This is a genomic window from Salirhabdus euzebyi, from assembly GCF_014207435.1.
GTDB classification, from domain to species: domain Bacteria; phylum Bacillota; class Bacilli; order Bacillales; family Alkalibacillaceae; genus Salirhabdus; species Salirhabdus euzebyi.
Window position 1 is genome coordinate 92481 of the sequence record NZ_JACHGH010000008.1, and the last position, 22759, is coordinate 115239.

Below are 22759 nucleotides of genomic sequence, written 5' to 3' on the forward strand. Positions count from 1 at the left end.
TTAACGGCTTGCTATTGCATTATGATGTGTTTTTGCGCGTTGTTGAATGGAAACAGCATAAGAACTTTTTGCATGTCCATTTTCTTTCTTAAAAGTCTCTAATCCACCCATTCCCCTATGATACGCAGTTAATGCCTCATTCCAGTTCTCGTACTTCTTGTGTAAAAAATCTAAATAAACGATTGATAGTTGCATGGAATAATAAGGATCAAATAGTAATTGTTCATTGTAAGGAAGATTACCCATCTTTGCTACCCAAGGTGCGGTATTTTTCATAAATTGTGCAAGTCCATAAGCATGTCCAAATTTTGTTGGAGGACCTACAAGCTCAGGATTAAAGGTACCCCCAGTCTCCGTTTTTAGTAATTCAAACACTAAAAATGGATCTATATTGTATTTTTGCGCTTCCTTCACTAAATATATAGCCCAACTTTTAGAAAACCGATTGCCGGATTCTTTTACCAACTGGTTTGCTTTTTTATTTATCGTTTGCCATCCGAGATAGCCGCTTGTAGAATTAAAATTTCCTGTATCAGATAAAACATAGCTGTTTTGTAATTCTAATTGTTCATTTCTCTGTTCTAACTTTTTATTTTCCTGTTGAAGTGTTGTTGTTTTATCAAAAAAGAAAATAAACAATAATCCAGTACATAGCGTTATATAGGAAAGGATTAAAATTAGCTGAGAAGATCTTTTTTTCTGTTGCATAAAGCACTCCCTTTCTGTAAAAAGCTGAGTAGCCTTTTACCAACAGCTATCGTAAAGGAAGATACCATTTATTGCAAAGATTTTGTCCTAATATTGGTTTCTTTTCCTAAAAAAAGTAATAAAAGTCACTTTCTCCTACTACTTCATATAATAATAATGAATAAAATGGATAGAGGTTGATAGCATGAAAAAATTAATTCGCCAAATGGTACAACAAAAATTTCATACGATTACGAGTAAAGAGCTTATTAAGTATGGCCAACAATACGATTTTACCCTAACAGAAGAACAGGCCACAAAAATTATTAATTATGTAAAAAAGAAAGATTTAGATCCATTTAAAGAAAGTGATCGTTTTAAACTACTAAAAAAAATATCCCACGTAACAGATGAAAAAACTGCCAAAAAAGCATACAAATTATTCAATGACATGATCAAGCAATATGGGGTTAAAGATATGTTTTAAAGGAAAAACGTCAGTTCCATTGGAACTGACGTTTTTGATTATCCAGCAATAATTTTTTCTTTTAGACTTATATCAAAATTCTTTTGCTTTAACATTTCTATTTCAAACAAGTAAGGAGGTCGTTTATCTTTCTTATCTTCCCCTACATAAGGCGTTTCTAATATTTTAGGTACATGCATTAATTGAGGGTGATGAACGACGTAATTAAGTGCTTCAAAACCGATTTTTCCGAAACCAATGTTCTCATGACGATCTTTATGAGTACCACGATCATTCTTACTATCATTAATGTGTAGTACTTGTATGCGGTCGATACCTACAATGCGGTCGAACTCCTCCAAAACTCCATCAAAATCATTAACAATATCATATCCCGCATCATGTATGTGGCACGTATCCATACAAACGGATAATTTTTCATTCAACTTAACTCCATCTATAATTTTAGCGATTTCATCAAAAGTTCTTCCACACTCAGACCCTTTACCAGCCATTGTTTCTAGTGCTATTTGAACATTTTGGTTTTTATCAATGACTTCGTTAAGCCCTTCAATAATCTTCTTTATCCCTTCATCTGCTCCTGCCCCAACGTGAGCACCGGGATGTAATACAATTTGTGTAGCGCCAATTGCATCTGTTCGCTCAATTTCAGACTTTAAAAAATCCACTCCAAGTTTAAAAGTTTCCGGTTTTGTTGAATTACCAATATTAATGATATAAGGAGCATGTACGATAATTTCTTCTATTCCGTTTGCCTTCATATGGGCAATACCAGCCTCAACATTTAATTCCTCAATTGGCTTTCGTCTCGTATTTTGTGGAGCACCAGTATATATCATGAATGTATTAGCATTGTATGAATGTGCTTCTTCGCTAGCACCTAGTAGCATTTTTTTGCCCGACATGGAAACATGCGATCCCAACTTCAACATATGGTTCTCTCCCTTTTTTTATGCTATTTTTTTCTTTTATTATTTTGGTTCTGATTTCTTTTCATTTTATTTTTAATTTGTTCTGCCTCGCGCTTCATTTTCTTTTTATAACCGGGTTTTACACCTTTTGGTCTTCTTACTTTTTTCCACGCTTCTTCTTGAAGATCATTTTCTTTTTGTTCTCTCTTTTTCCGTTGGTTCCAATCTTTAATTTCTACCCATTCGTTATTTTTCACATCAAAATTAGTAAATGGAATGCCTGACTTTTCGAGTTTCTCTATTAGAGGTAAATCCTGCTCTTTATAAAAACTTATTGCAGTTCCCTCTAATCCAGCTCTTGCAGTACGTCCAACTCTGTGCAAATAGACTTCGGGGTCCTTTGGGAGTTCAGCATTAAAAATATGACTTACTCCTGGTATATCAATTCCTCTAGCAGCTAAATCTGTCGCAACGATATATTGGAAATCCAAATTTTTTAAGTTTTTTAATACTCGTTTACGCTCTCTAGGTGTCAATCCACCATGAATAATACCCGTTGATAGTCCTTTTTCCGTCAATTCGCCTGCAAGTTCATCCGCATTTTCTTTTTTGTTAACAAAAATCAAAGCTAAGTATGGGTTAATTAATTTTGTTGCTTCCATAATTAACTCCGCTTTACTTCGATGACGCAGAGGAATTAAGCGATGCTCCATTTTTTCAGGCGCAGGACCTTTATCGTTAATATGAATGTGCTTCGGGTTTTCCATATACTTTTTCAAAAAATGCTGAAGCTTTACAGGTATGGTTGCAGAAAAAACCATTAACTGTGTATGTCTTTTCATTTTTACTAATATCTCATCAACTTCTTGAATTAATCCTAAATCAATTAATAGATCTGCTTCATCAACAACCATTGCGGACGCACTATACAAATCAAGGGCACCTTCCTGTACTAGATCTAATATTCTCCCTGGGGTTCCAACAACTATATGCGGTGGTTCTTTAAGCTTATCCATCATTTTTTGTTTATCTGTTCCACCGATTAATAATTTTGCTCTTAAAACTTCTTCCTTATCTGAGAAGGTGATCATCTTTTTCACTTCTTCAAAAATTTGCATGGCTAACTCTCTAGTTGGAACAGTAATAACGAATTGAACTTCTTTTTTATCTTCTTTTACTCGATTAAAAAGAGGAAGTAAATAGGCATGGGTCTTTCCTGAGCCTGTGTGAGATTGTCCAATTAAGCTTTCCTTCCTTATTACTGCTGGAATAACTTCTTTCTGTATAGGTGTTGGCTCTGTGAATTTAAGCTTGTCCAAGACGTTATACATGAAAGGTTGAAATTGATAGGTTTTAAATTTATTTTGTTCCATAGCGAATGTCTCCTTTGTGTACTGCATTTTCATTATAGTAAAGTCTGATAAATTATGCCACTTTGTGAAACATTTTGTCTTATGACCCTTTACCCTTTATAATAAAAGAAATGGGAAAAAACATACATGTTATGAAGGTTTAAATAGATTGTTTGAGGAGGATTCGGTATGGAAGTCATTAAAATTGCACCTCGTGGGTACTGTTATGGAGTTGTTGACGCGATGGTCATTGCTAAAAATGCCACAAAGGACCCTAATTTACCAAGGCCTATATATATTTTAGGAATGATTGTTCATAACAATCACGTGACAGAAGCTTTTAAGGAAGAAGGGGTTATCACCCTTGATGGGAAAAATAGGTCGGATTTGCTAGAGGATATAGACGAAGGAACGGTCATCTTCACGGCACATGGGGTATCACCAGAAGTAAAGGAACGAGCTGCTAAAAAGGGCTTGACTGTCCTAGATGCTACGTGCCCAGATGTAACCAAAACACATGACTTGATTCGGGAAAAAGTAAAAGAAGGTTATGAAATTGTTTATATCGGGAAAAAGGGCCACCCAGAACCAGAAGGCGCTGTTGGAGTTGCACCTGGTCACGTTCACCTCGTACAAACAGAGGAAGATGTAGATCAGCTTACACTTGATGCACCGAAAATTATCGTTACTAATCAAACAACGATGAGCCAATGGGATGTTTATGACGTCATGCAAAAAGTTAAAGAAAAGCTTCCCCAAACAGAGATGGTTCAAGAAATCTGTATGGCTACACAAGTAAGACAGGAAGCAGTTGCTGAACAGGCAAAAGAGGCAGACCTTACCATTGTCGTAGGGGACCCACGTTCTAATAATTCAAACCGCTTGGCACAAGTTTCTGAAGAAATTGCAGGAACACGTGCTTTTCGCATTTCCGATGTTTCCGAGCTTAAACTAGAATGGTTAGAAGGAGTTCAAAAAGTAGCTGTTACAGCAGGGGCATCGACACCCACGCCGATCACAAAAGAGGTAATTAAATTTTTAGAGGGCTATGATCAAAACAATCCCGATAGCTGGGATATTCGTTCAAAGGTAGAAAAAAGAAAAATTTTACCTAAAGTTAAAGAAAAAAAATCATAAGAAAAAATGCCGTTTGGGTAAACGAAAAATCCCAACGGCATTTTTTTATTTTATTTTATAAGAATTGAAACGGTTCAGTAATTGCGGTAGAGGTAATCACTTCCACTTTCATATCATTTTCTCTACATTGCTTATCCAAAAATGCCTTTACGCCTTTTTTCATCACTTTCTCAATATGATGTCCTGGATCAATCATAGATAAACCAATACCCATTGCATCATGGGCCGTGTGGTAATATACATCTCCTGTAATTAAAACATCCACACCTTTACGCTTTACTTGGTGGATAAATTTGTTGCCATCCCCACCAATTATCCCTACTGTTTTAATTTTTTTCTTTAAGTCACCTACAACCCTTACTGCCGGAACATCTAGACGTTCTTTTATTTGCTTAACAAACTGTTCTAACGTTATTTTTTCTTCAAGCACTGCATACCTACCTAAGCCAAATACTTTACCTTCCAGCTCCACTGGATAAAGATCATAAGCAACCTCTTCATAAGGGTGTGCATTTTCCATTTCGCTAAGTACTAAGGATAGCTTTGACTTTGGTACGATTGTTTCCATTCTAACCTCATTAACACGTTCTAGTTCATTTGTCTTCCCTATGTATGGATTACTTCCTTCCAATGGCTTAAATGTGCCTTGACCGCTTGTTTGGAATGTACAATGACTATAATCGCCTATATGTCCTGCACCACTGTCTCCTAATGCTGTACGGACTTCTTCTTGATGGGTTTCAGGTACAAATACGACAAGTTTAAATAATTCTTCTCGTGACATTTCAACTAAAATATTTGTTTTTTGAAATCCTAGTTCATTCATTAACATGTCATTAATGCCACCGTCAGCTACATCTAGATTAGTATGAGCTACATATACGGAAATATTATTTCGTATTAACTTTTCAATTATTCTTCCTTTTTCATTATCCGGACTTATTACCTTTAAGGCCTTAAATATAAATGGATGATGTGCAATAATGAGATCGACGTTCTTTTCAATTGCTTCATCCACCACGTTTTCCAGCACATCTAATGTAACCATTACTTTTTTTACCGGTTTATTTAGTGTACCTACGTGCAAACCGATTTTATCTCCATCCATTGCTAACGTTTTTGGTGCCCACTTTTCTAGTTGTTTAATAATATGGTGGCCAGTAACTGCGTTATTCATTTTTTCGTAAAACCTCCTCTAACCACTCAATTTGTTGTTCAAACTCCGCTATTTTATCCTTATCTGGTTCAGCAGCTGCCTTCATCTGCTGAACAATTCTTATCTTTTTCTGGAGCACTAGGTCCCATTTGGTCAAAAAAGGACCGCTCTTATTTTCTAACAAAATTGGACCAAAATAATACTCTTTCTCAGTCAATTCCTTCTGTTGTTGATGACGATTTTTATCGGCCACTAAGATTTCGTAGTGGTACCCATCTTCTTCAATTAATTGTTCCTCAACTAAATAATAATTGTGTTTATATAACCATTTTCGGACATAGCGAGCATTAATATTAGGTTGGGTTATTATTCGTTCAACTGAATCCAGTTTATCTAACCCTTCTGCCAAAATAGTAGATATCAACGTCCCTCCCATCCCGGCAATTACTACTTGATTAACTTCACCTGGAGAAACAACGGCAAGCCCATTCCCTTTTCTTACGTCTATTCTACTTTGAAGGTTTAATTTAGTAACTTGATTTAATGCCGACTGATAGGGACCTTCATTTATTTCCCCGGCAATAGCTTTAGCATTTTCATCTTTTAGGCACACAAAGCAAGGCAAATGTGCATGATCAGATCCTATGTCGCAAAAGTTAGCTTCTTTCGGTAAATATTTAGATACAATTCGAAGTCGATTTGAAATGTTAATGTCTATCATTATTGCTACCCCACTTTTTTACTTACTTATACTATCATACCCTTTATTTTACCTATCTGAACCTAATAATAAAGAAATGTGGTGAAAATGAACAAAAGCGCAAGCGCCTTGCTCAGCCTAAGGCAGGTATAAGACAAGACCTGCCGTGGCGGTTTTTGCCACAGAAGAGATTGACTTATGTCCCGAGGGGGTAGGTGCTGGAGCTAGACGTGGCTTCCCCGTGCAACTAACTTTTCCACAAGTCCAAAATTTTATAATTTCCTAAGCAAAAAAGAAAAACTCGCCGAGTGGCGAGTTGTGATAATCTCCTGTTAGCTTCTTCGTGTAAACCACGTTATTTTTTATAAGTTTGAAAAAGAAAAGCCTTCTTAAAAGAAAGCTCTTCCTAATAACACTATTTCTTTTCAGCTAACCATTCAGCCAAAATACTAGCCTGTTCTGTATCAACAAAACCGCCTTGCATCGCAGTACCAGGTACTCCATTATTAATTATATTTTCTATTTCTTCTTTACTTAAGGTACCACCAACGGTATTTAACGCTGGAGCTATACCAGAACCTTCTAAGTCACCACCATGACATGAAAGGCAGCTATTTTGATAAATTTTTTCAGGATCAGTTTCTCCACCACCAGCTTGTTCTCCAGCAGGTTCTTCTTCTCCATGACCACCACGAACTTCATCCATTTGATTTACTCCTATAGATGCTAGTACAATCATTGCTAAAATACCTAATGCACCAATAAGAGCGTAGGGTATAACTGGATTCTTTTTCATAATTGTTTTCCTCCTTATGTAATCCCCTCGTATGCCTACTCATTTTAAGTATTAACAAACTATACATATTTTACTTGAAAAATTCTAGATAGAAAAGGGAAAATAAATGAATTTTTATTGAAGAAAGAAAAAAGTTAGCATCAATAAGCCAATTAATCCTCCCGCAACTAAATAATAATACTTTTTCAACATTCCTATCAAAATCCATAGCATACAGTTCAAAGATACAGTAGCATATACTACAAAATCAATCAATACGTATCTTTGGGAAACAAAAACAGTGACTAAAAATAAAATTAATAACGTAACTATAAGTGCGAGCTGGGAATAAATTGAGTTTTTCTTATTGAAAAAATAAAAATGTGTGATTGATATGAGTAGAAATAAAAATATTATGGCCATTTGCAAACCGATATTAATTTCAGTAAAATAAATAATAAGAAATGAAACCGGTAACAAAATCAACAATAAAAGTATATCTAATAAAAGAAAGATATTGTTGGAAAGAAAACTTTTTTGTTTCGCATTTGTTTTCACACCTTCACCTTGCGTATAAAGTGCAAGTAGGAAGTCACAGTATTCTTTCGGTAAAAGCCGATTACTTTTCCAGTACTGAATTTCATCAAGAATGACCTTTTTACGTTCTTGATTCATATTCTCGCCCCTTAAGGTAAAAAAACTTGGCTGGCTTCCTAGCCTTTAGGCACTGGTAATTGCCTAATAGCCTTATGTATATTCCTAATCGTGATTTCATGAAAAACACTTCACGAGATACGAAAAACCAAATAAAAAACGCACAGCCGTTACACAACAATTTGTATAACGACTGTGAGGAAAATCATATCCTTATTCAAGAAAATCCTTTAATCGTTTGCTACGACTTGGGTGTCTTAGTTTTCTTAAAGCCTTGGCTTCAATTTGACGAATTCGTTCACGTGTTACACCGAATACTTTCCCTACTTCTTCTAATGTGCGTGTTCGTCCGTCATCTAAACCAAAACGTAGTCTTAAAACGTTTTCTTCTCTATCTGTTAAAGTATCTAATACGTCTTCAAGCTGTTCTTTTAAGAGTTCATATGCAGCGTGATCAGAAGGCGATGTCGCCTCTTGGTCTTCAATAAAGTCACCTAAATGGGAATCATCTTCTTCCCCAATTGGCGTTTCTAATGAAACTGGCTCTTGAGCAATTTTCAAAATTTCACGAACTTTATCTGGAGTTAAATCCATTTCTTTCGCAATCTCTTCTGGTAAAGGTTCACGTCCTAAATCCTGCAACAATTGTCTTTGTACACGAATAAGTTTGTTAATAGTCTCTACCATGTGAACTGGAATCCTGATTGTACGTGCCTGGTCAGCAATCGCTCTTGTAATTGCCTGACGAATCCACCAAGTTGCATAGGTACTGAACTTGTAACCTTTTCTATAATCAAATTTCTCTACGGCTTTAATTAAGCCCATATTACCTTCTTGGATTAAGTCTAAGAATAACATTCCGCGACCAACATATCTTTTTGCAATACTAACAACTAATCGTAAGTTAGCTTCAGCTAACCGACGTTTTGCTTCGTCTTGGCCTTGTTCAATTCTCTTTGCTAAGTTTATTTCTTCCTCAGCTGATAATAAATCAACTCGGCCAATCTCTTTTAGGTACATTCGAACAGGATCGTTTATTTTCACTCCAGGTGGTACACTTAAATCATTTAAATCAAACTCTTCTTCTTTTGCTATTTGTTGCATATTAGGATCCTCTTCATTATCACCTATCACTTCGATACCTTGGTCCCCTAAAAATTCGTAAAATTCATCCATTTGATCGGAATCTAGTTCATATTGTGCAAGACGATCTGCCACTTCTTCATAGGCTAAAACGCCTCGTTTTTTACCAACTTCCACTAATTGTTCTTTTACTTGTTCTACTGTCAATTCTTGATCTGCAGCTTTTGAACGAGATGGCTTTTCTGCCATAGGTACCCCTCCTTCCAAACTTCCTTCACCTATGCTTCCATTCTTTTTTGATGTTTAGTATTTTCATTGCAATTTTTGCTGCTTCAACCGGATCATTAGTTCTTTCTGCCTCTTTTTGTTCTTTTTCTAGAAGGTGTATTTCTTTGTTAAGGTGTTCACCTTTGACGGCATTGATATAATCATTAATTTCCCGGTCAGAAACATTTTCAGAAACGGCTAACATTGCTATTTGTGCGGCTAAATTTTTCAAATCTGATTCAGGGAGATACTCAATAAAGCGACTCACATCTGGTTCGTGATTTTCTTCATAATATGCGTAAAGATAAGTAACTAATACCTGATGATTTGTAAGGGAAAATGTGCTTCCCAGTTCATTTTGCACTTTTTCGGCAATGCTGCTATTTTTTAACATTAATGCTAGAAGATGACGTTCTGCATTTTGGTACGCCGGATACAATTTTTCAGAAGTTCGTATATTTTTCTTATCAATAGTATGTCTTTGAACTTCCTGTTTATCCTTGTGTTTATCTATCTTCCTTCTTCTATATGCAATTTCCTGCTGTAATACTTCATTGGAAATTTCAAAACTTTCTCCTAAATCTTTTACATAGTGATCTCTTTCAATTGGTTTTTGAATTTTCGCAATTTCATCTAGTGCCCTTTCTATATACTCTAATCGGTCACTATCTACTTGAAGGTTAAAATCTTTCTTTAAATAATCAAGGTGAAAGGACATATACGTTACACTGGCTTCAATAACGTGTTTATGAAAACTTTCATTACCATATGCTCTAATATAATCGTCTGGGTCCATGCCTTGTTTTAATTTTGCAACTTTTACAGTACAGCCAGATTGTTGAAGAAGCTTCGCTGCCTTATTTGTTGCTTCCAAACCTGCTCGATCGGCATCATAACAAATGATTACAGTGTCAACATATCGCTTTAACAATTTTGCCTGTGCTTCTGTTAAAGAAGTCCCTAAAGTTGCAACCCCATTTTTTATACCTGCTTGGTAGGCAGCTATAACATCCAAATAGCCTTCAAATAATATGACTTCCCCAGTTTTACGGATATGGTTCCGGGCAAGATCAAAGTTGTAAAATATTTTCCCTTTATGAAAAATTTCTGTTTCGGGGCTGTTTAAATATTTTGGTTCACCATTATCTATAATTCGGCCACCGAAAGCCACTGTCTTTCCTTGGTGATTTCGAATTGGAAAAATAACTCTTCCGCGAAACCTATCTTTATAAACTTGTTCCATCTGAGCAGTTAATAAACCTGCTTTCACCATTGTTTGCAAATGAAAGCCTTTTTTTTCTAGAAATGAGGCGGTGAAATTTTCAACATTTGGAGCAAAACCTATTTGGAATGCGTCAATTGTTTCATCTAAAATACCTCGATTTCTCATGTACTCATTGCCTTGCTTACCTTCTTTTGTATGTTTAAGTAAATGATGGTATAATTTTGACACCCATTCATGAGCATCTAAAATATTTTGTGCTTCTTCACTTAAGGAAGGTTTTTGATTTGATGCGATATTTTCAGGCATCGTCTTTCCTGTTTGAGTAGCAAGGATGGAAAGAGCTTCAAAAAAAGAAACTCCTTCTATTTCCATAATGAAAGTTATTACATTACCACCTTTCCCACATCCAAAGCAGCGAAAAATTTGCTTATCAGGAGAAACAGAAAAAGATGGAGTATTTTCACTATGAAAAGGACATAACCCTAAATAGTTACGCCCCTGCTTTTTTAGTTGTACAAACTCACTTACAACCTCAACGATATCACTATCAGACCTAAGTTCATCTATAAACTTTTCAGGAACTTGTTCGGGCATTTCCATCACCATGTTCTAAGTTATTCTAGAAATTAAATTAAATCCCTTCATTTATCGACATTTTTTTTGAAAAAGTCGAAAAAACTTTCACTATTTATGTTTTTTAAAGATGATGGACCTGGTTGTTCATCGATATAACTGCTTATTTTGTTCGTTTTATTGATTATTTTACCCTTTCTGTTGAATGGACAAACATTGAGGTAACTGTATGGAACAAATTAAGATAATAACAAAACTATAACCAATTAACTTCTATTTACAGATTTTTATGTTTATTAGTATGTTAAGGGCTTGAATATTATGTAGTGAACTGGTAATAGAAGGTTTCTAAGGCATAAATCTTTTATTCAATTTTCACTTCATCTTTACAAGATTTTTCATCATACCATAATTTACTTCGACAAATATAGGTTGATTCCTTCCTTTATACATTATTTTTTAATTACTATTATTTTATTCGAGTAAGATGAATTCTAAACGTATTACTTTTTTTCACAAAAAATAATTATAATATAGTTAAGTGAAAAAAGCTATCATTTTCCTTTTACCATCTAATATAAATAAAAGAAGTTTGGCAGGAATAATCCTAACCAAACTTCTTTTACTGTCCTTGGTTTCTTAGCATTTCTTGGACAATTGTTGCTGTTTCTTCCACGGCTTTGTTTGAAACATCAATTACCTTACAACCTAATTTATCTACTACTCGATTAAAAAATTCTAATTCATTTTTTATTCTTTCCATATTTGCATAAGTAGCAGTTGCATTTAATCCCAACGCTATAAGTCGCTCTTTACGAATGTGATTTAGTTTTTCAGGATTAATTTTTAAGGCAATACATTTATTCGGATCCACTTTAAATAATTCTTCAGGTGGCTCTACCTCAGGTACAATCGGAACATTAGCGACCTTATATTTTTTATGTGCTAAAAACTGTGACAAGGGTGTCTTTGATGTTCTTGAAACACCTATTAATATTATATCTGCACGTAAAATACCTCTTGGATCCCTACCATCATCATATTTAACAGCAAACTCAACCGCTTCAATGCGTTTAAAATAATCTTCGTCTAGTTTATGTACCAACCCCGGCTCTAACCTAGGCACTTGGTTAAGGTGTCTTGTCATCCCATCAATCATTGGTCCCATAATATCAATGGATACAATATTACGTTTTTGGGTCTCTAATCTTATAAATTCCCTTAATTCTGGCTTGACAAGGGTGTAACCAATCATCGCTTTAATTGCTTGTGCTTGTTCTATAGTTTCTAATATTGTCCCTTCATCATCAACATATGGTATCCGTTGAATATGAAAACTACTATTGTTAAATTGACTTAAAGATGCTTTCACAACTAGCTCAGCTGTTTCTCCAACTGAATCCGATACGACATACACAATTGGTTTTAGCATACTATTCCTCCTTACCAAAAATTATATAAGTCCATCTCTCCCAATATTAACTAATACTTTTGTTACGTTTGTTTTTGTTAGCCTACCGACAACTTCCCATCCATCTTCTACTTTATGCACCACTGGTAGGCCATCTATTTGTTTTTCAATTAGTTTTTGTGCAGCCTCTAACAATAAATCTTCCTTTTCGCAAATTGTTATATTTGGCATTCTCGTCATTATGATATGTACCGGTATTTCGGAAAGATCTTGCTTGCCCATACTCGCTCTTAGTAAGTCTTTCCTTGAAAGGACACCTACTAAATGTGATTTTTCATTCACCACAAACAAAGTACCAACATCCTCTAAGAACATTGTACAAATGGCATCATAAACAGACACATTCTCACTTACTACTACCGGAATAGATTGAAAGTCTTTTACTTTAATCTTTTTTAGTTTTTCTGTTAACAGCTCTGTCCCAGATTTACCAGTGAAAAAATACCCTACTCTAGGTCTTGCATCTAAGAAACCAGACATAGTTAAAATGGCAAGATCAGGTCTAAGGGTAGCACGAGTTAGATTAAGTTTCTCTGCTATATTTTCTCCTGTAATAGGCCCATTATCTTTTACAATTTGTATTATCTGCTCCTGGCGAGGTGTTAGTTCCATATCATTCACCCTCATTACAATAATAATGTTATACTTTATTTCATTATTATAGCTTAAATAGCTATTAGTCACAAAAGAAAGTTTATATAAGGGTAAATAGTAGGTTTCCAATTACTTTAAACATGGTAAATTTATAAATAAAAGCCTGAAACCGACATATAGTTTCAGGCTTTTGCTTATTCATCTTCGTTTTTTATTTGGAACATATCTAAATGTTGGAGAAACTTCCTAGATTTTAAGTAAAAACCACCATAACGATCATAGTAATCATTCAGTAATATTCTTAGCTTTATTTTGTTATCTTCTTTCATCGATACCTTTCCAATGTTTTCTACTTTCGAAAAACGAATTGTTCGCAGAATGTTAAACAAACGTTCGTTTAAAAACGTAGCACTGGAATCTAACTGGTGACAACTTGCACATAAAAAGCCACCTTCCACAACAGAGAAATGGGTGATATTATCTTCTCTTCCACAGCTAACACAGTGCCTGAGTTCTGGTGCAAACCCACCCTTTTGGAATATTTTCAATTCATAAATCATCGAGATAATTTCTGGATGTTCTTCTGTTTCCATTCGCTCTAACGTATGTAAAAATTGCTCCCATAGAAAAGAATCGGGGACATGATTCTCTAAGACTTTATCCGTTAATTCCGCTAAATATGCTGCATAGGCTGTCTTCACAATGTCTTCTTTAATTTTTCTCATTGAGTCTATTACTTCACCTTGATAAAGGGTTCCTAAGTTCTTACTAGGTTGTATTAAAAAAGTACCATAAACGAATGGCTGCGTTAACGCAGCCATTCTACTTCGTGGTTTTTTAGCTCCACGTGCAATTACTCCTATTTTTCCTTTTTCTTTTGTAAATAATGAAATTATCTTATGTGTTTCTCCGTAATCCCTAGTTTTTAATATAATTCCTTCGACTTTTTCCACTTATTTGTCACCTGGCTTTATTCAATTAACTACTAAAAATTTGAGTCAAATTCCACCATATTGTTATCACCGTTTGGTTCATTCGTCCCTTTATGATTATCTTCTAATTCTTTCATAAGCAAATAGGTTTCTATATTACCTGTTTGACTGAATACCTTCCATGTAAAATCAATCATATGTCGAAACCCACCCTTTCTGCTTTTTTGAACCAAATTTAGTTGGAAAACGTTTCAGTCCAGAGTCAATCTAAATCATAATGACTCCACTCACGCTTACCTATACTTTAAATTCTAAGTAAATGATGTAAAGTATTTAAATTGGTTTACTAATAGGTTGACCAACTAATACAGGTTCATGAATTAAAAATTTTTCCATTCTATTATGAAAATCAATACTCATCTTGATTAAAACCATATTCTCTAAGCTGATTCATTTTATTTCTCCAGTCTTTTTGGACCTTTACCCATAGTTCTAAATAAATCTTAGAACCGAGTAACGCTTCTATATCTTCCCGCGCCATTTTTCCAACTTGTTTTAACATGCTACCTTGCTTCCCAATAATAATACCTTTTTGAGATGGTCTTTCTGTAATAATGGTCGCTTGTACATATACAACTTTTTTATCTTCACGAGCTTCAATAGAATCAATCACCACAGCGATAGAATGCGGTATCTCTTCACGGGTTAAATGTAATACTTTTTCTCGAATTAGCTCGCTAATAATAAACCGCTCCGGATGATCCGTAATTTGATCTTCAGGATAATATTGTGGTCCCTCCGGAAGGTAACCAGTTACAACCTCTAATAAATGTTCTACATTATTTCCTTCTAAGGCAGAAATAGGTACTATTTCAGCAAAGTCAAATTTCCCCCGATACTGGTCAATAAGGCCTAATAACTTGTCAGGATGTATTTGGTCAATTTTATTTATTACAAGAAAAACTGGATTTTTTACAGATTGAAGACGTTCGATAATATATTGATCCCCTGCTCCATAACCTTCTTCAGCATTAACCATAAATAATACCGCGTCTACTTCATTTAATGTGTGTTCTGCGGTTTTAACCATAAAGTCACCAAGTTTATGCTTTGGTTTATGGATTCCTGGTGTATCAATAAAAATCAGCTGTGCATCCTTTTTCGTTAAAACCCCTTGAATTTTGTTGCGAGTTGTTTGTGGCTTATCACTCATAATGGCAATTTTTTGACCAATTACATGATTCATAAAGGTTGATTTTCCTACATTTGGTCTCCCAACTATTGCAATAAAGCCTGAACGATATTCTTGATTGTCCATGTATTAAGTCCTCCAGCATTCATTTGCTTGTCTACATTTATTTTACACCATATTGAAACTGATTTCATATAATCGACAAAATCTCCATTTTTTAGAACAAAATTTATCCTCGAATATATATTTCGATAAAGTTAGTTTTTTTCAAGTACATTTATTTATTCTAAAATAAGCTAACCTCTAAGAACTTACAGAGAGCCTCTTAGACGCAAAAAACTTTGTAGTGCACCACAGAGCCCTTTGTCCCACCAATGTCGTATGAAGCCTTCCAATAACGTCTTACAATCCATTTTATAGTAGTAATAAAAAAAGACCTTATAAAAAGGCCTTAAAAGATTAGAAAGATTATTTTTGGGACAAAAATGATGAAACCAGTAATTGCAGCGCCAATTGCTGCAATTAAAACAGAACCCGCAGCAATGTCCTTCACTTTTCCTGCTATAGGATGATAATGAGGATATAACTCGTCTACAAGACTTTCGAAAGCTGAATTCAGCATTTCGGTCACGAAAACAATCGTAATACTAAACATTAAAAATAACCACTCGGTATTGCTTAAACGGAAAAGAAATCCTAAAAGGATAACGCACACAGCAGAAAGGCTATGAATTTTAAAATTTTTTTCCTCAGCCCATACAAAATTAACGCCTTTTAAAGCATAACGTAAGCCTATTCCTTTTTTCTTTTTTTTAGTTTCTTTTAAGCCCGAACTCATGTAAAATTTCCTCTTGCTTCCCAAACATTTCTTTTTCCTGTTCTACTGTTTGATGATCAAATCCTAATAAGTGTAAAAAACCATGTAAGGCTAAAAATCCTAATTCTCTTTCAAAAGAATGACCATATTCCTCGGCTTGCTCTTTCGCCTTATCAACAGAAATAATGATATCTCCAAGAACGAGAGGCATGTCAACACCAACTATTTCCATTTCTCCTTCTCCCTCTTCTTGCATAGCAAAAGAAATAACATCTGTCGGTGTATCTTTTTGTCGATAATTTCGGTTAATACTTTGTATTTGCTCATTATCCACAAAGGATAAAGACATTTCCGCACTTAATGGGAGTTTTTCTTGTTTAGCGGCAAACTGTAACAATTGCTCTAGTAGGTTAACATGATCTTCATGAACTTCTTTCGTGTCATCTCGAAAATCAATTTGCATTAATTAGCCTCCTTCTTCACTTCATCTAATTTTGCTCCTGGGTATTCAATTCTAGAATGGAAGATACCTTTAAGCATTTCACAAACAGCTGTTTGAATAAGTGATAAATCTTGTAAAGTCAATGGACATTCATTTAATTGTCCATCAGTCAGCCGGTCATGTATGATCGCTTTTACAACGTCCTCTATTTTATCCATTGATGGTTGACCCATTGACCTTACTGCTGCTTCTACAGAATCACAAATACAAACAATTGCCGCTTCTTTCGTTTGAGGTTTAGGTCCAGGATAACGATATTGTTCTTCCTTTACATTAGGGTTATTCTCTTTTGCTTTATAATAAAAATACTTTAATAACGTTTTGCCATGGTGTTGTTCGGCGATATCAATTATTTCCTTTGGCAATTTATATTCTTTTAGTAAAAATGCACCATCATATGGGTGATTGATAATAATTTTAGCACTTTGCTCCGGCTTTAGTAAATCATGGGGATTTTTCTCACCCATTTGATTCTCAATGAAATATTGAGGATTGACGGATTTCCCAATATCATGATAATAGGACGCAACTCTTGCTAATAAACCATTTGCACCGATTGCTTCACAAGCAGCTTCACTCAAGTTTGCAACCATAATGCTGTGGTGGTATGTTCCTGGTGTTTCTACTAAAATTTTTCTTAGTAGAGGATGATTCGGATTAGATAAAGATAAAAGCTTCGATTCTGATAAAATATTTAGTCCCGCTTCAAAAAATGGCATTAATCCTAGGGTAAGAACGGTAGACAAAAATGCTGAACATAGGGCAAAACCTAATAAAATAAGTAGCTCCCTTATGTTTATCTGGGTAAAGGATATAAGTAAGAAAGTCGTAATGGTAATAGCATTTACCATAAATACACCAAATCCGACTCTTAAAATTTCCCCTCGATCTTTACTGTTCTTAAAGAAATAAATCCCTGCCCATTGGGAAGCTAATATATAAATCCCTGCCTCCACATTGAAATAACCAGGCATTTGAAAGTTTAATAAGATTGTACCCATCAGTGCGTATATAGTTGCGATTACAATGGCAAATCTCTCGTTGACAAGCCACTTTATGATCATCACGGAAGCAGCTGCCGGTATAGCCAAATAAAGCTGAAGTTCATTCGTGTCAAAATAACTAAAAACCTTCATGATTGCAATAGATCCAATACTAATAAACAAAACGGTAAAGAGGGTGTTTTTATCCCAATCCTCTTGTCTAAAACACTCAAATAATAACAAACCACATAATAGTAAGGTGAATAGCCCTAGACCTATGTATGGTAGATAATTTCGTTGATCCTTTAATACACCTGCTAATCCTAAATCTTCGTATATTTCACTCGTAATTGTTTCACCTTTGTCGACCAATTTATCCCCAGCACGAATCATAACTGGTTCTACTAGACTAGCAGCTTCTCTTCGTTGCTGCATTGTTTTTTCAGCATCAAAAAACGCATTTTCTTCAATGGCAAAAACACCAATATCGGTTAAAGCCTTTTGTAGTGAACCTGTGAAATTAGAGTATAAAATAATTCTTCGCATTTCAATTTGCTTTTGGTTTAAATTATCACTCTTCACCCCATCAACCATAACTGCTTTAATACTTTCTTCCAAAAATCGTTCTGCTTCGTCTCTTTCTGGTTTAGGGGTCATTAATATCGTTGTCAGTACATCTGAGCTAATGTTTGTTATTATTTCATCCGAGAGTAATTCCTCATATTTTTTTAAATTCTCTGACGGACTCAAAACGGTTACTGTCTCTTTATTCTCTTCCGCGTCCCCGTCTACCTTACGTTCCATCACTTTGTCTGCTGCTTCAAAAACTTCATGGATATATTCTACTCTTTCGTCTGTAATGCTACTTGAAACGGTATACTGTTCTTCCACTGCTTGTACTGCTTTTTGTATTTTCGCATTGGTTTCTTTTTCATCTTCTACCGTGATAGGTGAATATATTGTTTCTTTTGCTTCCATAAAACGTTCGATTTCATATGCTTTCGGCTGAACATTAGGTGCTGCCATAATAAAAAAGAACAATCCAATGATTATTATAATCGCAACCATCCACATAAAAGAATGTCTTTTATTTACTTGCTTTTTCATTTGCTTAAACCATTGTTTTTTCATTTCCCTCTTCCCCTGTTCAACTGTCTTTATATAGAAATAAGACCCAGTTAAAGGGTCTTACTCTCTATTTTTATCCTTGTTCATATGCAGCAATTATTTTTTGTACTAACGGATGCCTTACTACGTCTGATTGTTTCATGTATGAAAAAGCAATTCCCTTAACTTCTCTAAGTCGGCTTTCCGCTGCTTTCAAACCGGAATTAACCCCTTTAGGTAAATCGATTTGTGTTATATCCCCATTAATGATCATTTTAGAACCAAAACCAAGTCTTGTTAAAAACATTTTCATTTGCTCAGGTGTCGTGTTTTGTGCCTCATCTAAAATAACAAAAGCATCATCTAGTGTTCTCCCTCGCATATATGCCAAAGGGGCAACCTCTATTGTTCCACGCTCCATTAACCTGGCAGTGTGCTCGGTCCCCATTACATCATGTAGGGCATCATACAATGGACGCAAATATGGATCGACCTTTTCCTTTAAATCGCCAGGCAAAAACCCTAAACTTTCTCCTGCTTCCACAGCAGGGCGTGTCAAAATAATTCTTTTCACATTCCCAGCTTTTAATGCTTGAACAGCCATAACGACTGCTAGATATGTTTTTCCTGTACCAGCAGGTCCAATCCCAAATACTAAATCATTCGTTTTGATTGAAGTGATGTAGTCCCGTTGACCTAGAGTCTTAACACGGATTGATTTTCCTTTTGCATTTTTAGCTAATTCATCTTCAAACAAAGCTTCAAATTGCTCCATTTTCCCTGATTTAGCTAATTCCAAACCATAAATGATATCTCTTTCAGATACAGTTATTCCTTTTCTAATCACTTTTAGTGTAGCATGTAAAACTTCTTCCACCAATTTAATATAATCTTCTTTACCCGATACTTGTACATTCTGTCCACGTGTTACTATCGTAATAGGTAATAGTTCTTCCATTTGTTTTAGGTGACGATCTTCAGTACCAAATAAAGCCATTGCTTCACTGGAATCGTCAAGTTGAATATCAATTGTGTGTAAAGCTTCCTGCATATTTTACTCTCCTTGATAAATGGGTTGAGGTACAGCAATATTTTCTTGCACTCTGAAATAAATATTCAACTTAACTTTACCATTCTCGAGAGTTTGGTGCAAAATTCTCTCTTCGATAATCTTTGCTTCAAAGTCTATATGCTTTTTAAGTTCTCTTTTTGCTTGCTCTATTCCTTCCTGAATTGCCTTTTTTTCCGTACGCTCCCCCTTAATTATGTCTTTTTCATGAATAGTTTTTTTCAAAATGGAAAATGGCAGTTTCATATTCAGAAAATAGAGGGGCTTCTCTTCTTTTTCCACTAACGTATGACTATAATCAGGAGCAAAAATATCCCAAATAGGTAATGATAAATTCCCTATACCTAAACGATATTGATTATCTTGTTCTCCAGTAAGTGTTTCGTGTTGATAGGTCAATGGTACCGTTGTTTCACTTGTATACCATGTTTCTGCAATAACGGTTCCTTCTGCATGCACATATTGTTGGTTCCCATCCTGTTCTTTTTCATCATCATCATCCTCATTGTCTGACTGATCTTGTCCAATGATTCCAGAAACAAGAATATCTCCTTTATTCACAAATTGATCAACTGAAACTTGAGGGGCCCCTGTTTCCACAAGCATTCTCACAATATTTCCTTCCACTCTTGCAACTAAGTGTTGTGGTGTATTGTCTTGCTCTTTATCAGCGATTGTTTTTTCCACCCCTTGGACAACATAAGTTGTCCCTTTTTCCTCTATACCAATCCACATAACATCTTTTAACTCATTTGTTATGTTTCGTTCAATATCATCAATAGAACCAATGGAGAATTTAAATATCCCTTTTTTCAAGCCATATGCATCAAGTCTTTCCTCAATTTTATACTCCATTTCTGGTGAAACACCTACAATTTTAACTTGCCAAACAATATTAGAAAGGATAAATACAAGAAGTATACTTAAAAAAAGTCCCACTACTAATGGCTTTTTTATTTTTAATTTCGAGAGGATGAAAGGAAGTCCAAATTTATCTTTAAAGGAAATTTTGTACCCTAACATTCTCCTAATTTTTTTTACATCCCGTAAATGTTTTAAATGTACCTTTGCTTCACACTTGTCCGATTTGATCCTACGAATATCCCATATAGGGATATTTTCTGCTAGGCATTTATTCAAAAAAATTTCAGGCCTTTTTCCCTCCACATAAAACGTAATATACCCTTTAAAAAATAATCCTTGTTTGAATTTCATTTTATCCCCCCATGAATGGCCTTTTATTCATCTAAGTATTGAACTTCTCTAATCTTACCTTCAACGATAATCTCCTCTTGGAGCATTGTTTTCAATACAAAATTCTCTCCTCTTAATCGTACATATCCCTTTTTCATTTTGAGCAATATTTCCTTCTCGGTAAATGTTACGAGGCCCTTATGGTTCTCAATATAAGCATGCAATTGGCCTATCGTTGTGATCCTTGGAAGTTCAAATAACACGTCTTCAGGTAGATTAAACTGTTTCACTACCCATTGTTTCATTCGACCTTGCCACTTGTTCATCGAAACGGCCCCCTTCTCGAATTATATGTATGAAAAAAGCACGAAATGTATCACTACATTTCGTGCTTCTCTCTTAATTATTTAAATTTATTTTTATAATTAAAATCATAAGGTTTATGAGCTCTAGGTCGTCCTAGTACTTCACTCATAATAATACTTTCGGCGATACGTTTCTTTGTTAACTGTTTTTTCATCGATATAGAAGCGCTTGCCTTCTTTTGTTGAACGACTTTTTTGCGGGGGGTCTTTCTCCCTTTATCTGTTATTTCACCTGAACCAATTTCTAATGATTGGATTTCATCGCTGTATTGATGTGTCGTTCTCGCCTGCTCCTGATACACTTCCCTAGAGGTTTTCTCATGAGAAGCTTCTTCAGGATAGGTTCTCCCTGACGGAGTAGGGGTTGGTTTAGGTCGATTAACAGGTCTTGGTTTTTGTTGTTTTTGATCTTTATCCTTTTGACCTGAAAAGGCACTAATTGCACCAATGATGAGCGCAATGATAATAGCTAAACCGTCCATGTTAACGCCCCCTCTCTTTGTTCAACTTATTTCTTCTTCGGACCATTAGAATCCTCGTCCTCTGTTTTGCTTAATTTACCAATCATATCACGCATATCTGTATCAGCCATAATGTTTTTCAAGTTTTGATAATCCATGACACCGATATTTCCTGAACGAAGAGCTTCCGCCATAGCAAGAGGTACTTCTGCTTCTGCTTCCACTACTTTTGCACGCATTTCTTCTACACGTGCTGCCATTTCTTGTTCTTTCGCAACAGCCATCGCACGACGTTCTTCGGCTTTAGCCTGTGCAATGTTTTTGTCAGCTTCCGCTTGGTCAATTTGCAATGCTGCACCAATGTTTTTACCGATATCAATATCAGCAATATCAATCGATAGAATTTCAAAGGCTGTACCTGCATCTAACCCTTTTGTTAAAACAGTTTGGGAAATCAAATCCGGATTTTCTAACACTTTTGTATGACTCGTGGAGCTACCAATTGTCGAAACAATACCTTCCCCAACACGGGCAATAATCGTTTCTTCACCAGCACCACCGACAAGTCGATCTATATTAGCACGAACAGTAATACGAGCTTTCGCTTTTACTTCGATACCATCCATCGCCACACCAGCAATAAATGGTGTTTCAATTACTTTCGGATTTACACTCATTTGAACAGCTTCTAATACGTCACGACCAGCAAGGTCAATTGCCGCAGCACGTTCAAAGCTTAATTCAATATTTGCTCTCTGAGCAGCAACTAGAGCGTTTACAACTCTGTCAACATTACCACCAGCTAAGTAGTGACTCTCTAGTTGATTCGTATTTACATCAACACCCGCTTTATGTGCTTTAATTAACGGGTTAATTACCATTCTCGGTACAACTCTACGTAAGCGCATACCAACTAGTGAGAAGATATTAATTTTCACACCAGCTGCAATGGCACTAATCCATAGCATTACTGGAATAAAAGTAAAAAGTACTGCAACTGCAATTACGATAATACCAATAAAAATAATTGGCAATAATTGTTCTAATGTCATTTCCATTTCTTTT

General features: G+C 35.2%; 24 protein-coding genes. 2 read left to right on the forward strand and 22 right to left on the reverse strand.

The features are described 5' to 3' along the window. Entirely contained in the window at positions 1-708 is a 708-nt protein-coding gene (locus HNQ94_RS13650) for a lytic transglycosylase domain-containing protein (protein WP_174494644.1), read from the reverse strand. Positions 709-892: 184 nt separating this feature from the next. Between HNQ94_RS13650 and HNQ94_RS13655 the strand changes: the two genes are divergently transcribed. Further along, a complete protein-coding gene (locus HNQ94_RS13655) occupies positions 893-1174 on the forward strand; it encodes a DUF2624 domain-containing protein (RefSeq protein ID WP_174494643.1) in 282 nt (93 codons plus the stop codon). A gap of 38 nt (positions 1175-1212) precedes the next feature. Here the strand turns inward: HNQ94_RS13655 and HNQ94_RS13660 are convergent, their stop codons facing one another. Both HNQ94_RS13660 and HNQ94_RS13665 read right to left on the reverse strand, forming a co-directional pair. Further along, positions 1213-2106, reverse strand: a complete 894-nt coding sequence (locus tag HNQ94_RS13660) for a deoxyribonuclease IV (protein WP_174494642.1) — start codon at positions 2104-2106, stop codon at positions 1213-1215. A 23-nt stretch (positions 2107-2129) separates the two neighbouring features. Beyond that, positions 2130-3458, reverse strand: a complete 1329-nt coding sequence (locus tag HNQ94_RS13665; protein ID WP_174494641.1) for a DEAD/DEAH box helicase — start codon at positions 3456-3458, stop codon at positions 2130-2132. A gap of 168 nt (positions 3459-3626) precedes the next feature. On the opposite strand from HNQ94_RS13665, the gene HNQ94_RS13670 reads away from it, so the two are divergent. After that, positions 3627-4574 (forward strand): 4-hydroxy-3-methylbut-2-enyl diphosphate reductase, encoded by a 948-nt coding sequence (locus HNQ94_RS13670; protein WP_174494640.1) that lies wholly within the window; start codon positions 3627-3629, stop codon positions 4572-4574. 55 nt (positions 4575-4629) lie between these two features. On the opposite strand, the gene HNQ94_RS13675 is transcribed toward HNQ94_RS13670, so the two are convergent. The 19 genes from HNQ94_RS13675 to floA all read right to left on the reverse strand — a co-directional run bounded on the left by HNQ94_RS13675 (position 4630) and on the right by floA (position 22746). Next, on the reverse strand, positions 4630-5751 hold the full coding sequence (locus HNQ94_RS13675; RefSeq protein ID WP_174494639.1) for a Nif3-like dinuclear metal center hexameric protein: 1122 nt from the start codon (positions 5749-5751) through the stop codon (positions 4630-4632). Then, positions 5744-6451 (reverse strand): tRNA (adenine(22)-N(1))-methyltransferase, encoded by a 708-nt coding sequence (locus HNQ94_RS13680; RefSeq protein ID WP_221452573.1) that lies wholly within the window; start codon positions 6449-6451, stop codon positions 5744-5746. Before HNQ94_RS13680 ends, HNQ94_RS13675 begins: the two co-directional genes overlap by 8 nt. A gap of 394 nt (positions 6452-6845) precedes the next feature. Further along, the gene (gene cccA / locus HNQ94_RS13685; protein WP_174494638.1) at positions 6846-7226 is read right to left on the reverse strand and encodes a cytochrome c550; all 381 of its coding nucleotides are present in this window, start codon (positions 7224-7226) and stop codon (positions 6846-6848) included. A 114-nt stretch (positions 7227-7340) separates the two neighbouring features. Beyond that, on the reverse strand, positions 7341-7880 hold the full coding sequence (locus HNQ94_RS13690; protein WP_174494637.1) for a hypothetical protein: 540 nt from the start codon (positions 7878-7880) through the stop codon (positions 7341-7343). Positions 7881-8072: 192 nt separating this feature from the next. Further along, positions 8073-9191 (reverse strand): RNA polymerase sigma factor RpoD, encoded by a 1119-nt coding sequence (gene rpoD / locus HNQ94_RS13695; protein ID WP_174494636.1) that lies wholly within the window; start codon positions 9189-9191, stop codon positions 8073-8075. Positions 9192-9216: 25 nt separating this feature from the next. Continuing rightward, complete coding sequence (dnaG, locus tag HNQ94_RS13700; protein WP_174494635.1) at positions 9217-11028, reverse strand: DNA primase; 1812 nt, start codon at positions 11026-11028, stop codon at positions 9217-9219. A 601-nt stretch (positions 11029-11629) separates the two neighbouring features. Next, the gene (locus HNQ94_RS13705; protein WP_174494634.1) at positions 11630-12439 is read right to left on the reverse strand and encodes a pyruvate, water dikinase regulatory protein; all 810 of its coding nucleotides are present in this window, start codon (positions 12437-12439) and stop codon (positions 11630-11632) included. Positions 12440-12460: 21 nt separating this feature from the next. Next, positions 12461-13090 (reverse strand): transcriptional regulator CcpN, encoded by a 630-nt coding sequence (ccpN, locus tag HNQ94_RS13710; RefSeq protein WP_221452574.1) that lies wholly within the window; start codon positions 13088-13090, stop codon positions 12461-12463. A 176-nt stretch (positions 13091-13266) separates the two neighbouring features. Then, the gene (gene recO / locus HNQ94_RS13715) at positions 13267-14025 is read right to left on the reverse strand and encodes a DNA repair protein RecO (RefSeq protein WP_174494632.1); all 759 of its coding nucleotides are present in this window, start codon (positions 14023-14025) and stop codon (positions 13267-13269) included. 32 nt (positions 14026-14057) lie between these two features. Further along, a complete protein-coding gene (locus HNQ94_RS13720) occupies positions 14058-14201 on the reverse strand; it encodes a YqzL family protein (RefSeq protein ID WP_174494631.1) in 144 nt (47 codons plus the stop codon). Positions 14202-14413: 212 nt separating this feature from the next. Further along, complete coding sequence (gene era / locus HNQ94_RS13725) at positions 14414-15322, reverse strand: GTPase Era (protein WP_174494630.1); 909 nt, start codon at positions 15320-15322, stop codon at positions 14414-14416. 325 nt (positions 15323-15647) lie between these two features. Then, positions 15648-16034, reverse strand: coding sequence for a diacylglycerol kinase family protein (locus HNQ94_RS13730; protein ID WP_174494629.1), 387 nt, complete (start codon positions 16032-16034; stop codon positions 15648-15650). Then, a complete protein-coding gene (gene ybeY / locus HNQ94_RS13735; protein WP_174494628.1) occupies positions 16009-16476 on the reverse strand; it encodes an rRNA maturation RNase YbeY in 468 nt (155 codons plus the stop codon). The genes HNQ94_RS13730 and ybeY overlap by 26 nt, the downstream gene beginning before the upstream one ends. After that, positions 16476-18629 (reverse strand): HD family phosphohydrolase, encoded by a 2154-nt coding sequence (locus HNQ94_RS13740; protein WP_174494627.1) that lies wholly within the window; start codon positions 18627-18629, stop codon positions 16476-16478. The genes ybeY and HNQ94_RS13740 overlap by 1 nt, the downstream gene beginning before the upstream one ends. 70 nt (positions 18630-18699) lie before the next feature. Continuing rightward, entirely contained in the window at positions 18700-19656 is a 957-nt protein-coding gene (locus HNQ94_RS13745) for a PhoH family protein (RefSeq protein WP_174494626.1), read from the reverse strand. Positions 19657-19659: 3 nt separating this feature from the next. Then, the gene (gene yqfD / locus HNQ94_RS13750) at positions 19660-20889 is read right to left on the reverse strand and encodes a sporulation protein YqfD (RefSeq protein ID WP_174494625.1); all 1230 of its coding nucleotides are present in this window, start codon (positions 20887-20889) and stop codon (positions 19660-19662) included. A 23-nt stretch (positions 20890-20912) separates the two neighbouring features. Next, on the reverse strand, positions 20913-21194 hold the full coding sequence (yqfC, locus tag HNQ94_RS13755; protein WP_174494624.1) for a sporulation protein YqfC: 282 nt from the start codon (positions 21192-21194) through the stop codon (positions 20913-20915). Positions 21195-21271: 77 nt separating this feature from the next. Continuing rightward, a complete protein-coding gene (locus HNQ94_RS13760) occupies positions 21272-21715 on the reverse strand; it encodes a YqfB family membrane protein (protein ID WP_174494623.1) in 444 nt (147 codons plus the stop codon). 26 nt (positions 21716-21741) lie between these two features. Next, positions 21742-22746, reverse strand: a complete 1005-nt coding sequence (gene floA / locus HNQ94_RS13765; protein ID WP_174494750.1) for a flotillin-like protein FloA — start codon at positions 22744-22746, stop codon at positions 21742-21744. Between the last annotated feature and the right edge of the window lie 13 nt (positions 22747-22759).